We start from the raw sequence: 13,508 nt of genomic DNA, 5'->3' as shown, positions 1-13,508 counted from the left end.
GTAATGAATGTACTTGCATCGTTTCCTCGTGTTGACATATCACATACGCCGACACCATTAGAATATGCGCCCCGACTATCAACAGCATTAGGTTGTCAGGTACATATCAAGCGCGATGATTGCACTGGGCTTGCCAGTGGCGGCAATAAAGTACGCAAGCTTGAATATTTGCTTGCTGACGCTCAGCAGCAACGCGCAGACATACTGGTCACTATTGGTGGACTGCAATCTAATCATGCCAGACAAACAGCAGCAGCAGCGGCTAAGTTCGGTATGCAGTGTGAGCTTGTATTGCAAGAGGTTGAAGGTACCCCAAAACAAGACTACGACCGCAGTGGCAATGTGCTACTTGATGGTCTTTTTGGCGCGAATATTCATTGGCTTACCACACAGCAAGATTGCGATACATATGCGGAGCAACTTATCTCAACATTGACTCAGCAAGGCAAAAAACCTTATTTGATTCCCCTAGGTGGCTCAAATGTAGTTGGCGGATTAGGGTACGTGCGCTGCGCATTGGAGTTGCTAGAACAAATCGATGAGCAAAACCTAGTTATTGATCAAATTGTGTTAGCGACAGGCAGTGCTGGCACGCAAGCGGGATTGTTGGCCGGCTTAATTGCAGCCAATAGTGATATTAAGGTGCTAGGCATCAATGTCAGCCGACCTGGCAAAGCGCAAACTGCACTGGTAGAGGCGTTACTTGAACAACTACTGATTTACTTAGGGCTTGATCCTGCGTTGTCTAATGGACGAGTTTTTACAAACGGCGATTATTACGGCAAAAGTTATGGTGCGCCAACGGATGAAATGATTATGGCCATCAGGCAATGTGCATCTTTAGAAGGTGTATTACTGGACCCTGTTTACAGTGGAAAAGCAATGGCGGGACTTATCGATTTATGCCAAAAAAAAGTGATTGCACCAAACAGTCATCAGCTCTTTTTACACACAGGTGGCAGCGCAGGATTGTTTGCTTATCGCGAAATATTTTAGCGATCACTGAACTAAGCTGATAGTATCGCGCCCATATTACACAGCCTATTAGGTTTTAGGATCATTCAATGTCAAAATTTTTCTTTAAGGGCAGACCCGACGTCATGGGTAACTATGGTAAAAGTGGCTACGCACCCAAGCCCAATGTAAAGCTAGGCACTGCGGCTAATCCTTTGTCACTGTTGGTAAATAGTGAACAAAGACAGATTGAAATTGAGGCTATTGTGACTGAAAACGCACTCGTAGCCAACATAACCTTTGATGCAGACTGCGAAGAAAACATCACGGAATTAGATGCGGTACTGAATAAGCCAGCAACACAACGATTTGAAAAAACACCTGAGCGCAATGATCCTTGTTCATGTGGCAGCGGTAAAAAATACAAGAAATGTTGTGGTTAAGCTGATCTTTAGATTCGCTTATTAATTACTTCCATTGTTGATTGGCACTAAAGTAGCATTCACCTAACTTTGATTGTGCGTCATGCTGTTGACGTATGTACTATTTTAGGTGAACCGAATGCTCTTATCCCCAGCCAAGCTTCTACAAACTGTCACTGTTGTCCTTTGTTTTTACCATCAAATAATCTTTGCCAGTTTCTCACCTTTGGTAGATTTTGGTGATAATCCCGGTGAGATATCCGCAAGTTTATATGCAACACAACCCTCTTCCGATGGGCTGGTGGTATTGCTCCATGGCTGTGTTCAACAAGGGGAGCAATTGGCTAAGCAAAGTGGTTTTGTCGATTTAGCACACGCCCATAAATTTGCCTTGCTGGTGCCACAGCAAAGCGAAAGAAACAACATTAAAGGTTGTTTCAACTGGTTTTCTGAGCAAGATATTTTATCAAACAGCGGTGAGAGCCTTTCACTCAAAAATATGATTTTGCACGCCAAAAACAAACTCAATGCGTCACAAGTGTATATTACTGGTTTGTCGGCCGGTGGGGCGATGGCGAGCGTGATGCTGGTTAACTATCCTGAGCTTTTTGATGCCGGCGCTGTGATTTCTGGCGTGCCATACCCTTGCGCGAATAATCTAACGAAAGCGATTTCATGCATGCGCATTGGACCTACACAATTATCTAATGAGTTAACTGAACAAGTACGTGCTCTTAATAATTATCAGGGCCCGTGGCCAAGCATGTCGGTATGGACAGGCTCACAAGACAAGGTGGTTAATCCCAAAAACTCACAATCACTGGCCGAGCATTGGGCACAACTGATTGGTCTGCCCGCGAACAAAAAGATGGAGTTAAATCAGGGTTATCGTGTTACTCGCTGGGGGAGCACAGATGACAGTAAAGTCGAGCTGCTAGAAATTGACAACATGACTCACGGCATGGCCGTAAATCCGGCAATTGAACATGGCGGCAGCGTGGCCCCTTTTCTTTTGAAATCACCGTTAAGCACTGCGAAAAGCCTGATAAATTTTTGGGGATTAGACAAATATTAAAAATAATAATTGATAAATATCAAGTGGTTATAAACTATTTTGTCCGTATACTACTATAGTACAAATTATGTTTTCGCCATTTTACTATAGAGTTTCTTACAGTCCAAAAAGCTTAAAAATATAAGTGAAAGAAACTCTAAAATAATTAATGAACATGGGGAAGATTATGAAGTCACGGATCAGTAATTTAAGCAGTGTTGCCGTTGCTATTTCTACCGCGCTAATAAGCCAAATAGCAATAGCCACTGAAGAAGATTCCGGTTTAGAGCGAATTGAGGTCACTGCGCGTAAATCAGTTGAAAGTTTACAAGAAGTACCTGTTGCCGTTACCTCAATTAGCGCTGATGAATTGGCAGAAAAAGGCATTGAAGTGCTAACCGAGGTGCAGCAATTTTCCCCTAATACTACGTTGCAACGTAGCCGAGGCACGAATTCAACCATTACTGCGTTTATTCGTGGCGTAGGTCAACAAGATCCGCTGTGGGGCTATGAAGCTGGTGTCGGTATTTATATTGATGATGTCTACATTGCTCGTCCACAAGGTGCGGTCCTTGATTTACTGGATATTGAACGGGTCGAAGTGTTACGTGGTCCGCAAGGTACGCTGTACGGTAAAAACACCGTTGGTGGCGCAATAAAATACGTGACTAAGGAAATGTCCGGCGATGCCGAGCTCAACGTGCAAGGTACGATGGGCTTGTATAATCAACGCGATATCAAGGTCACAGGTCAATATCCAATTATTGAAGACAAGCTTTATGTTGGTTTTGGTTTAGCCAGTTTACAACGGGACGGTTACGGCGAGTTTCTAGAGTCGGATTTAGATCATCAAGACGAAGAAAACTACAATAAAGACGTAGTAGCAGGTCGGTTAACGCTGGAATACCGCGCGACAGATGATTTATTTTTCAGCCTAAATTGGGATAAAACTCAAGATGATTCTAATTCAAAAGGCGGCTATCGTTTATTGCCTAGCGTATTAACTGAAGCTCCAGTACCTGACAGTGTTTATGATTCATACACCAGTTTGCCGACTTGGAATGAAGTAGAACTTGAAGGTATCAGCTTTAAAGCAAATTGGGACGTTGCTGATAACACCAGCTTGAAATACGTTTTTTCTTCACGTGATAGTTACTCGCCCACCAATATTGATTTTGACAATACTGCTCTGCGCATTTTTGATGTTCCAGCCATTTATGATGATGAGCAAAAAACACATGAGTTGCAGCTAAATCATTACGGCGATAACTATAAATTTGTTTCTGGTCTTTATTATTATGACGGTGAGTCGTGTGGTCAGTTTGAAGCGATTCTTGAAGTACTCGGCCAAGCCATTGGTGTGCCAGGATTAACTCGTGAAGTCAGTGGTTGCAGTAATTCAACCAGTAAAGCGGTGTATGCTCAATTAAGTTATGACTTGTCAGAAAAATGGTCAGTAACAGCTGGCGCACGCTACACCAAAGATGAGAAAGAAGCGAAAGTTAATAACGGATTGATATTTGCCACGGTTTATCCTGAATCTGGTTGGGTTGACGGTTATGTACGCCCTGAAGGTGACTTAGTGCCAACGGTATTAGACGATGAAGACGATTGGTCTAAATTTACCCCGCGTATCGGCGTTGAATATCAGGCCAATGATGATTTAATGTTTTTCACCAGTTTTGCACAAGGGTTTAAATCAGGTACCTTTAACCCAAGAGCAACAACGGCAGAGCCAGCAGCAGATCCGGAAGAAGTAGATTCGTTCGAAATTGGCATGAAGAGTGAGTGGTTAGACAATCGTTTACGCGCCAATATCACGTTATTTTCACTCGACCATGACGATCGCCAATACATTTCGGTATTGCCAAGTGAAGATGCCACAGAGCTGAATCAACGTTTAGGCAACATCGGTAGCTCAGAAGCGACAGGTATTGAGGCAGAATTTACTTATTTAGCCACAGACAATTTATTGCTAACGGCTAGTTTTGGCTATATTGATTCAGACTTTAAGGAAGTAATTGATACCGATCCTGAAACTGGGCAAGAGTTTGATAAATCAGATAGTTTCTCCATTTCTAATACGCCAGATTACACCTACAACTTAGGGGCAAATTACACCATAGAGTCTGATGTTGGTGACTTCATTATTAATGCCAGTTATTACTACCGTGATGACTATGTGTTATTTGAGGAGAACAGCTTATTAACGCAAGACGGCTATGGTATCGCCAATGTCAGTGTTAATTGGTACAGCACAGATGCTGATTGGTACGCGGGGCTACACGTGAAAAACCTTGCGGATCAAGAATATATGATTGGCGGCTATCAGTTTGTTGCACCACAACCTGATGGTAGTTATTTACCAGGGTTAGGTGGCGATAATACGCTCATTGGCTATTATGGTGACCCGCGCACTATTTCATTTACACTTGGCTATCAATTCTAAGCTAGGTGTGAGTTAGCAAATAAAAAGAGCTGGCATAGGCCGGCTCTTTTTTTCATACTGTCAGTTGATATGAGCATGGAGTCGTTATGTCAGAATCAAAAGTTATTATTGCCGATGATCACCCGCTGTTTCGCACTGCGCTGAAACAAGCGATTATCGAATGCATAGATGATGCGCAAACATTGGAAGCCGAGTGCTTTAGTGATTTATTAACGGCGATAGAGCGTAACCCCAGTTTGGAGATTGTTTTTCTCGACCTACATATGCCGGGTAATAATGGTTTTACTGGCTTAACGCAATTGCAAAACCACTACCCTGATCTGGTCGTGATCATGGTCTCTTCTGACGACAACAATGACACCATGCAAAAAGCGATTAACTTCGGCGCCGCTGCGTTTATTCCGAAATCAGCTGATCTACAAATGATTTCAACAGCAATAGATTGTGTACTTGAAGGTGATATTTGGTTACCTGAGTGCGTTGAAAACAATGTTGATCAACAAACCTTGATTGCTCATCGTCGGCTAGCGAAACAATTAGCCCAGCTCACTCCACAGCAATATATTGTCTTGACTCAAATCGCCGATGGCCAGTTAAACAAACAAATTGCGTACGACTTGGACATTAAAGAAACGACAGTGAAAAAACATGTTTCGGCAATTTTATCGAAGCTAGAAGTGAATAATAGAACATTAGCAGGGCTTGCTTATCAAGAGTTAATGCTAACCCTACCTGAAAATGATGGTGATCTACAAAGCGCTTAGTAGCGCCATTCAATTCTTTTTATATTAACAAATGAATGTAGCCGCTTAGTTAAATCACCGATGAAAAATAGCTATTTTATTACCATCTAGGTCTCTAAAATACGCGCCGTAATAAGCGCCGCCATTTCTTTCTCCAGGCTCACCTTCGCTACTCGCCCCTAACTTTAAGGCCATTGAATAGATCTCGTTGACTTTATCTATATTAGGTAGGGTAAAAGCAACCATTGTTCCATTACCATGAGTTGCTGGCTGACCATCAAACGGAACAGTAAGAGCTAATTTTGAACTACCCCCTTCAAATTCCCAAAAAATGACGCTATCTGATTTATATATCTGAGTACCACCCATTGCAGCTATTATGTCGACATAAAATAGCGCTGCTTTTTCAAGGTTGTTGGTACCTAAAGTTGTATGAGAAATCATTGATTAACTCCATTTGATGTATAACATTTGCATAAAGGGCAGATAAATACTTGGCTAAATTGATCTCCAAGCTAACTGTTAAGTATTCCGTTACTTAATGCGCTTTTTAGACAGTGTTGAACACCTGATCTATTTTAAACCAATCGAATTCATTACAATTTCAGCAGATTCACTATCCATAGGAAGAGCAATTTTATGCTGACCGTTTATAACTATTTCGTAAATGTTTTTGTCATCTTGAAACTTTAAGTCCTTAATAAACTCAGAGTCTTTCTGGATACTATAAATTGACGATAAAGGCAGGAAATATAGAGGTAAATATGGCATACCTCTATTAAAGAAGAAAAGATTTTCTTGATGTAGTTGAGTGCTATAACTATCTTTAAATTGATCAAGTACTCCCTCACCATGCTCCCACTTATTTTTTAAGTTTAAGGTTTTTAAAGCTTTAGTGAACGGGTTAATAGGTGTGGCTACAATTAATTCCTTTTCCACAAGTAACTGTAGCTTTTCTTTAGTCACGAAATGAACTGGACCAAGTATATAAAAGTACAAACCACCTATAATTAATAGGGCAACTATCACACCTAGTAACGTTGAGTTAGTAAAGTAGCCAACTACTCCACCAGTAATTAATCCAATAACTAACAGGAGTAGCTTATTAAGAATAATCAGTAATCCTATCTTGATGAAATCCATTTGCGCCTGCCCTTATTCAGTTACCTTACATTTTATCATGTAAAGGGCTCAGTAATGTCCATTGACTGATGTTCTAATAAGTTAGCAGAAAATATAAAAAGTTCAATCGGTTAAGTAACTTGCTTAATAAAGCGTTTTAATGCTAACGGTTTGACCGGTTTTCTCAAGAAGACATAATTTTCATTGCTGGTATGCTGCCTGACTTGTTCAGACGGGTCGGCAGAGCAAATCATACAAGGAATATCCCATTGTCTTGATTTTAACAATTCGGCGACTAAATCAACGCCGTTGGCATTGTTATCGAGATGATAATCAGCAATGATAAAATGAGGTGGTTTTGCCATTTCACCTAGTGCGGCGTTCGCAGAGTTAACATCTGTTGCGCTATAAACATCACAGCCCCAATCTTTTAATTGCGAAGTCATTGCTTTGAGCATTAATACATCGTTATCAACCAGTAGTACTGACAAGTTGGCAAAATCATCCACTGATTTATCCGTGCTTGGTTCAAGTGCCGGTGTAGAGGCTGCTTGAAGGTGTTGTACGCGAGGCACATCAATCATGAACACTGTGCCTTTACCTAACTCAGATTTAACTGAAATATTTAGCCCTAATAAGGATGCCATCCGCTCTGCAATCGCTAATCCTAGCCCTAGGCCGGGCACTTCTCTGGTTTGCTCTAAACGTTCAAACTCTTCAAATATTTTTATTTGTTGCTCAGTGGCTATGCCGGGTCCGTTGTCCCAGACTTCAATACGAACATTATCTTTGTTGTGACGAACACCGAGTAAAATCTTACTGGTTAATCCCGATTTATCACCGTGTTTGTCCTGACAATAATGCACCGCATTGGATAAGAAATTTTGGACAATGCGGCGTAACATGCGCTTGTCAGAATGGACAACACAACTACTGTGTTGATAGCGAAATTCAATACCGTCTTGCTCTGCTAACACGGTGAACTCATTTTTAAGGGGCAGTAATAGCTCGTCTAAGGCGAAGTCTCTTTGCTCTTTTGATTCTGAGTTGTTATCAAGCCGCGAAATTTCCACCAAATCTGACAATAAGGCTTCGACAACATTTAATGAGTCGTCAATGTTAGTGGCGAGCAATGATAATTCTTCACCTTGTACTTTCCGTTTTAACATTGAGGTAAATAAGGTCAATGCATTGAAAGGTTGCATCAAATCATGGCTGGCTGCCGCTAAAAATCGGGTTTTACTGCTGTTTGCGGCTTCTGCCTCGGCTTTGGCTTGTTTTAACGCTAGCGTTCGTTGTTCGACTCTCTTTTCCAGTGTCTCATTGGCTTGTTGCAGGGCTTTTTCAGCTTCAATATGCGCGGTAATGTCAGAAAAGGTACTGACAAAGCCGCCACCGGGCATCGGTTGCCCTTTTATTTCAAGCACTAAGCCATTAGGCATTGTCCGCTGAAATGAGTGACTATTGCCTTTTCTCATATGATCAATTCGGCGAGCAATCAGCTCCTCTTGTTCTGCGCCGGTGATCACCCCTTGGGCAATATTAAATGCAATAAGATCTTTAATCGGTTTACCTGCCGAAACGAACCCTTCAGGATAATTAAGTAACTCGATATAGCGTTGATTCCATGCGACCAAGCGCATATCGGCATCCACCACACTGATCCCTTGCTCGATATTCTCCACCCCCGATTGCAGTAATTCTCGATTAAAGCGAAATATTTCATTGGCTTCATCCACAATACTAACGACATCTTCGAGCGGCATTTCCTGCGAGGTTGAAGCAGCCTTCATTACCATGCGTGTTGATGCTGAGCCGAGTACACTCGACAATTGTAGGCGGGTGTAGTCGACTAATTTTCGTTTTGAAGATTCACTGTGCTTATCTAATGTATTGGCATAAGCAGTGAGCTTGTCGGCGCTGTCTTTATCAATGAAGCGCAGTAGTAAACTGTACAAATCGTTCAGGGATAAGTCGCGCTCTACTTGGCCCTGGGTTTTATTAACAAAATATTCCGCTTGCAGTTGCTCACCAACGCTGCGATGACTTGCTAGCGAAACAAACACATAACAAAGCAGGTTGGCCAATAAACTATAAAAAACGCCGTGGCTGGTGCTATCAAGGAAATTGATACCAAATAATGCGGTTGGTTTTAACCAAGTCAGTCCTAATAGCCCTTGTTGTACCCAAGTACTATCGGGCATCAATGACGGCAATAACAAGGTATATAACCATAGCAAGCTACCAACAATTAACCCACTGAATGCGCCTTTTGTGTTTGCTTTGCGCCAGTACAGCGCGCCAATAGCTGCAGGGGCAAATTGTGATAGCAAAACGAATGACAGTAAGCCGATGGTAGCCAAATGATTGTGCTGATCAACAAAACGCTCAAAAATAAAAGCCAGTAATAAAATGAGCGCTATCGAGCTGCGTCTTAGGTTCAATAAAGCGCCTGAAAACTTAGGTGCTTGTGGCGAGCTAAACAATTTAAATTTGAGGATTAATGGCGTTAATACCTCAGCGACAAATATCGTACTGAGCACTATCGCCGAGACAATCACCATACTGGTTGCGGCCGCTAAGCCGCCGATATAAACAACAATACCCAACCAAGCTTGTTGGTAAAATAATGGTATGGTTAATACATAAGTATCGGGGTCGACACTGCCACCTGGAAAGGTTAATTGCCCAGCAATGGCGATGGGTAATATAAAAATATTAATCAGGATCAGATAAACAGGATAAAGCCAACGTGCGGTTCTTAGCTCTTGCTCATCATGGTTTTCAATCATCATCATGTGGAATTGTTGAGGCAAGATGAAAATCGTAATCGCACCTAGTATTACCTGGGCTACCGTTAAGTATACGGTGTTGCTTTGTGTTGCGGGTTTGATGTTTTCCCGTTGAGCGAGTAAATCATTAAAGCCATCAAAGACAAAAAATGTTGCGAAAATGCCGATAGCCGTTAATGCCAATAACTTCACTATTGAACTAAAAGCAATGGCGAGTACTAAGCCTTGGTTTTGTTTATTGGCTGCTATTTGGCGGGTGCCAAATAAAATGCTGAAAATGATCAGTACTAATGTCACGACAAACGCGGTGCTGATGCCCGATTGATAGGTGCCGGTCAGTAAATCAAAGCTGGTGCTGATCGCCCGTAATTGCAAGGCAATATAAGGAATAATGCCAACCAGTGCGATTAAGGAAACCGTTGCCGCTATTTTTGGTGAACGGTCATATCGAAAGGCGATAAAATCAGCAAGTGAGGTGAGGTTTTGCTGTTTAATTATCAGCAGCATTTTGTGCAACATTGGCCATGCTAGCACCAAGCACAATATCGAACCAATATATATTGGAGCGATCCAAGCACCCGTGGTGGCGGCTTGGCCTACCGTACCGTAAAACGCCCAGGTGCTGCAGCTTACGCCCAGTGACAGACTATAAACCCAAGGCTTGCATGTCCAATTTTCAGTTGACTGATTTTGCCCCCAGTGAGCGACAATAAACAGCAACACGAGGTAAGCAATAGAAAGGAAGGTGATAAACCAAGTATCTAGAGAAAGCCAAACTAACAATGAAGTACCTTTTGTTTATTTTACTATTGCGTTCATCAACATCACAACACTGGGCTGTGCCAGTGTGGAGCTACCGTACAAGCATAACATGCGTTGTCTTATTGGGTAGTGAACTAAGGTAGTAGTTATTTGTCGCCACGCGTGCGGTAACCTACTGCTAGATTATTGTCCAAGTTAGAAATTACCATATATGAAAATAGGTAACAAATACCTCGTTGAAGCTATTGTTTTTGTTAGTTATGTCTTGTTTGCAATGGCGTGGGTAGGCGGTACAGCGAGCATGCCTCAAATCATGTCTTCGATGCAGATTGACAGTTTAGCGTCAGCCAGTTTTATCAGTGGTGCAGTCACCCTAGCTAAAATCGTTGGCACTTTTGGCGCAGCGTGGATTGCCGTCAAGTTAGGTATCAAATACGCGTTCTTCTTTTCGAGTGTTTTGATCACCATTGGCGTGCTAACACCATTTGTGCCGAATTATGAATTGTTGTTATTAAGTCGATTTTTAATGGGCTTAGGTGGCGCCTTTATGATTGTGTATTTCAATCCCATTGTGCTGCATTGGTTTTCTGCTAAAGAACGGCCGATGATCAATGGCCTTAATGCCGTTGCCTTTAACGTGGGGACTGCCATAATTTTGTGGCAGATGCCGGCAATTAACCAAATGACAGGTGATTGGAAAGCGAGTTTAGTGAGCTTTTCCATTGCCAGTTTATTGCTTAGCCTAGCCTGGCTACTCGTGCGCTTTGATTCTAATGCAAAATGTGAATCTGCCAGCGACGAAAAGATAGTTTCATACGGCTACTTGCAAGGATTAAAAGACAGATTCAATTGGGCCTATGCCCTGACCTATTCTGGTTTGCTGACCTTCTATATTTGTTTATTTACCTTTTACCCGAAAGCGGGTATTAGCCAAAGTAAGTGGGTGATTGGCTTTGGTATCGTTGGTACGCTGGCGGGCATTATCTACAGCAAGAAAGTGTCGTTGCGTATTCCGGTCATTCGCATATCAGGAGTGATCATGACAATTACCATAATTGGTTTATCTTTTAGCCCAGTCGAGTGGCTACAAACATTATCGGCTATTGTGCTTGGCTTCTTCATTTTCTTTCCTATCACAGCACTGGTGTCAATTCCGCATGAAATGAAAAACATGACCAGCGAACGTATTACCGTGATATTTAGTTTGTTTTACTCTATCAGCTACCTTGTTTCTACCGCGGTGTTATGGATTTTTGGCAAGTTAGTCGACCTTAATCAGGGCGACTATCACACGTCTTTTATACTGATTTCGTTACTAAGTTTGACGTTTTTTATTGGCAGTTTCTTCCTACCAGAAACGGGTCGTAGACAGGAGGACATATTATGCGCGGAGTAATTTCACCTAAATTAACGGCGTTTCTAGACCAGGCAAATCAAGCATTGGCTGAGGCGAAAGAGTCAGGTATTTCGTTCAGCGCAGAGCGCGTCAGGGGGAGTTTAAAAAATCTTACAACCTTTTTAGATGAAGGCCCTGAGATTGCCCATATTGAAGATAAATACCTTGGCGATCAACGAATTCCCGTTCGTATTTATAATCCTTCGCCAAATGAAACATTGCCTGTATTGTTGCATTTTCATGGCGGCGGTCATATGTGTGGTGATGTAGAGGTGTACGATCCTATTAGTCGAAAACTAGCGATTGCTGCCCGTGCCATCGTTATTTGTGTGGACTATCGGTTAGCGCCAGAGCACCCATTTCCGGCCGGCATTGATGATTGCCAATATGCACTTGAACATTATAAAAAGTTACTTAGCGGACAAAAAATTAACGAACAGTTATTTATCGCAGGTGACAGTGCTGGCGGGGCAATTTGTACCAGCTTAGTGATGAATAATATCGATAATGATGCAGTCAAAATAGATAAGCAAGTTTTGATCTATCCCAGTGTTGACTACACCATGTCTCTGCCTTCAGTGGAAGAAAATGGCCATGGTTATTTATTAGAGCGGGACAAAGTTGTGTGGTATTTCCAGCAATACTTTCAGGTGTCCGATTTAAACGATGACATCGTTAAAAAGGCCTCCCCGTTATTAGGATATTTTAGTTCGAATATGCCAGAATCATTGGTTATTGTTGGTGGTTGCGATCCACTCAAGGATGAAGGTATTGCATATGCTAAAGCATTAGAAAGCGCCGGTGTCAGAGTTAAGTGCCATCAGTTTCCGGGAATGGTGCATGCGTTTATGCTGATCGAAAACTTAGTCAAAGAAGAGTGTGAAAAAACCTATCAACTGATCTCTGAGTTTACGCAAGGTTAGCTATTGCAAAGTAGCAAGAAGTATCGAAAAAGAAAGCCAAGCGGAAGGATAAACTTGGCTTTATAAACTTAAGCTATTGCGCCGTCCAAGCCCCATCCATTGGTAATGAAGCCCCTGTGATACTACGAGCGCTATCACTGCACAAAAATAAAATAAATTCGCCAATCTGTTTAGGTTCCATCATTTCAGGTTGCGGCTGTTTTGCGGTCACTAAGTTGTATTTGGCCTGTGCTAGTTCGACATTATCGCGGGCGGCGATATCAGAAATTTGCTTATTAATTAATGGCGTATCCACCCAACCCGGACAAATGGCATTAACCGTTATGCCTTGTTCAGCACACTCTAGAGCCACTACCTTGGTTAACCCCACAATGCCGTGTTTTGCAGCGCAATAAGCGGATTTATTTTTTGAGCCGACCAAGCCATGTACTGACGCGATATTGATGATTCGCCCCCATTGATTGACTTGCATGCCGGGCAAAGATTTTTGAATGGTGTGAAACGCGGCGGATAAGTTGATCGCGATAATGTCATTCCACTTGTTTAATGGAAAGCTTGCCGTTTGCTCCGTATGTTGGATGCCAGCATTATTAATTAAAATATCAATTGTGCCTAATTCGAATTGTGCTCTGTCGATAAATTGCTGTATTGCCAATGGATTACGTAAATCGGCATCGTCGAAAATGGCGTTAATTTTATATTGCACGCTAAAGTGTTGCGCTAATTTGTCTCCTTCTTCAGGATCTAATAAGCCATGAAGAATTAAATTCACACCTTCACCTGCCAGTACATGCGCGGTTGCCAAACCGATACCACTGGTTGAACCGGTGATCAGTGCGACTTTACCTTTAAGCATCACAAATTCCTTAATTTATCTGGTAAATATGGCTC

General features: G+C 42.1%; 11 protein-coding genes. 7 read left to right on the top strand and 4 right to left on the bottom strand.

Features of this window, described 5'->3' with window-relative positions; translation table 11 throughout:
* Positions 1-3 precede the first annotated feature (3 nt).
* The 5 genes from QUE03_RS19340 to QUE03_RS19320 all read left to right on the top strand — a co-directional run bounded on the left by QUE03_RS19340 (position 4) and on the right by QUE03_RS19320 (position 5,643).
* Entirely contained in the window at positions 4-996 is a 993-nt protein-coding gene (locus tag QUE03_RS19340; RefSeq protein ID WP_286263729.1) for a D-cysteine desulfhydrase family protein, read from the top strand.
* A gap of 68 nt (positions 997-1,064) precedes the next feature.
* Entirely contained in the window at positions 1,065-1,397 is a 333-nt protein-coding gene (locus tag QUE03_RS19335; RefSeq protein ID WP_286263726.1) for a PBPRA1643 family SWIM/SEC-C metal-binding motif protein, read from the top strand.
* 118 nt (positions 1,398-1,515) lie between these two features.
* Positions 1,516-2,451, top strand: a complete 936-nt coding sequence (locus QUE03_RS19330; RefSeq protein ID WP_286263724.1) for an extracellular catalytic domain type 1 short-chain-length polyhydroxyalkanoate depolymerase — start codon at positions 1,516-1,518, stop codon at positions 2,449-2,451.
* A 166-nt stretch (positions 2,452-2,617) separates the two neighbouring features.
* A complete protein-coding gene (locus QUE03_RS19325; protein WP_434019797.1) occupies positions 2,618-4,879 on the top strand; it encodes a TonB-dependent receptor in 2,262 nt (753 codons plus the stop codon).
* 86 nt (positions 4,880-4,965) lie between these two features.
* Positions 4,966-5,643, top strand: coding sequence for a response regulator (locus QUE03_RS19320; protein ID WP_286263720.1), 678 nt, complete (start codon positions 4,966-4,968; stop codon positions 5,641-5,643).
* A 54-nt stretch (positions 5,644-5,697) separates the two neighbouring features.
* Here QUE03_RS19320 and QUE03_RS19315 read toward each other — a convergent pair whose 3' ends face one another.
* From QUE03_RS19315 to QUE03_RS19305, 3 genes are all read right to left on the bottom strand, one after another.
* Entirely contained in the window at positions 5,698-6,066 is a 369-nt protein-coding gene (locus QUE03_RS19315) for a VOC family protein (protein ID WP_286263718.1), read from the bottom strand.
* Positions 6,067-6,195: 129 nt separating this feature from the next.
* Positions 6,196-6,765, bottom strand: a complete 570-nt coding sequence (locus QUE03_RS19310; protein WP_286263716.1) for a hypothetical protein — start codon at positions 6,763-6,765, stop codon at positions 6,196-6,198.
* Between the two features lie 110 nt (positions 6,766-6,875).
* Positions 6,876-10,319, bottom strand: coding sequence for a hybrid sensor histidine kinase/response regulator (locus tag QUE03_RS19305; RefSeq protein WP_286263712.1), 3,444 nt, complete (start codon positions 10,317-10,319; stop codon positions 6,876-6,878).
* Positions 10,320-10,509: 190 nt separating this feature from the next.
* On the opposite strand from QUE03_RS19305, the gene QUE03_RS19300 reads away from it, so the two are divergent.
* Positions 10,510-11,694 carry an MFS transporter gene (locus tag QUE03_RS19300; RefSeq protein WP_286263710.1) on the top strand — a complete coding sequence of 395 codons (1,185 nt, stop codon included), beginning with the start codon at positions 10,510-10,512 and terminating at the stop codon, positions 11,692-11,694.
* Entirely contained in the window at positions 11,682-12,617 is a 936-nt protein-coding gene (locus QUE03_RS19295; protein ID WP_286263708.1) for an alpha/beta hydrolase, read from the top strand. The genes QUE03_RS19300 and QUE03_RS19295 overlap by 13 nt, the downstream gene beginning before the upstream one ends.
* A gap of 73 nt (positions 12,618-12,690) precedes the next feature.
* Here the strand turns inward: QUE03_RS19295 and QUE03_RS19290 are convergent, their stop codons facing one another.
* Positions 12,691-13,473 carry a 3-hydroxybutyrate dehydrogenase gene (locus QUE03_RS19290; RefSeq protein ID WP_286263706.1) on the bottom strand — a complete coding sequence of 261 codons (783 nt, stop codon included), beginning with the start codon at positions 13,471-13,473 and terminating at the stop codon, positions 12,691-12,693.
* Positions 13,474-13,508 lie beyond the last annotated feature (35 nt).

Source organism: Thalassotalea atypica (genome assembly GCF_030295975.1).
GTDB classification, from domain to species: domain Bacteria; phylum Pseudomonadota; class Gammaproteobacteria; order Enterobacterales; family Alteromonadaceae; genus Thalassotalea_F; species Thalassotalea_F atypica.
This window is presented reverse-complemented; position numbering and strand designations above follow the sequence as displayed.

What these genes read in the sequence shown, in the direction of transcription:
- QUE03_RS19290 (WP_286263706.1), bottom strand. Translation starts at nt 13,473, where the DNA reads ATGCTTAAAGGTAAAGTCGCACTGATCACCGGTTCAACCAGTGGTATC.
- QUE03_RS19295 (WP_286263708.1), top strand. Translation starts at nt 11,682, where the DNA reads ATGCGCGGAGTAATTTCACCTAAATTAACGGCGTTTCTAGACCAGGCA.
- QUE03_RS19310 (WP_286263716.1), bottom strand. Translation starts at nt 6,765, where the DNA reads ATGGATTTCATCAAGATAGGATTACTGATTATTCTTAATAAGCTACTC.
- QUE03_RS19320 (WP_286263720.1), top strand. Translation starts at nt 4,966, where the DNA reads ATGTCAGAATCAAAAGTTATTATTGCCGATGATCACCCGCTGTTTCGC.
- QUE03_RS19340 (WP_286263729.1), top strand. Translation starts at nt 4, where the DNA reads ATGAATGTACTTGCATCGTTTCCTCGTGTTGACATATCACATACGCCG.
- QUE03_RS19315 (WP_286263718.1), bottom strand. Translation starts at nt 6,066, where the DNA reads ATGATTTCTCATACAACTTTAGGTACCAACAACCTTGAAAAAGCAGCG.
- QUE03_RS19300 (WP_286263710.1), top strand. Translation starts at nt 10,510, where the DNA reads ATGAAAATAGGTAACAAATACCTCGTTGAAGCTATTGTTTTTGTTAGT.
- QUE03_RS19330 (WP_286263724.1), top strand. Translation starts at nt 1,516, where the DNA reads ATGCTCTTATCCCCAGCCAAGCTTCTACAAACTGTCACTGTTGTCCTT.
- QUE03_RS19335 (WP_286263726.1), top strand. Translation starts at nt 1,065, where the DNA reads ATGTCAAAATTTTTCTTTAAGGGCAGACCCGACGTCATGGGTAACTAT.
- QUE03_RS19325 (WP_434019797.1), top strand. Translation starts at nt 2,618, where the DNA reads ATGAAGTCACGGATCAGTAATTTAAGCAGTGTTGCCGTTGCTATTTCT.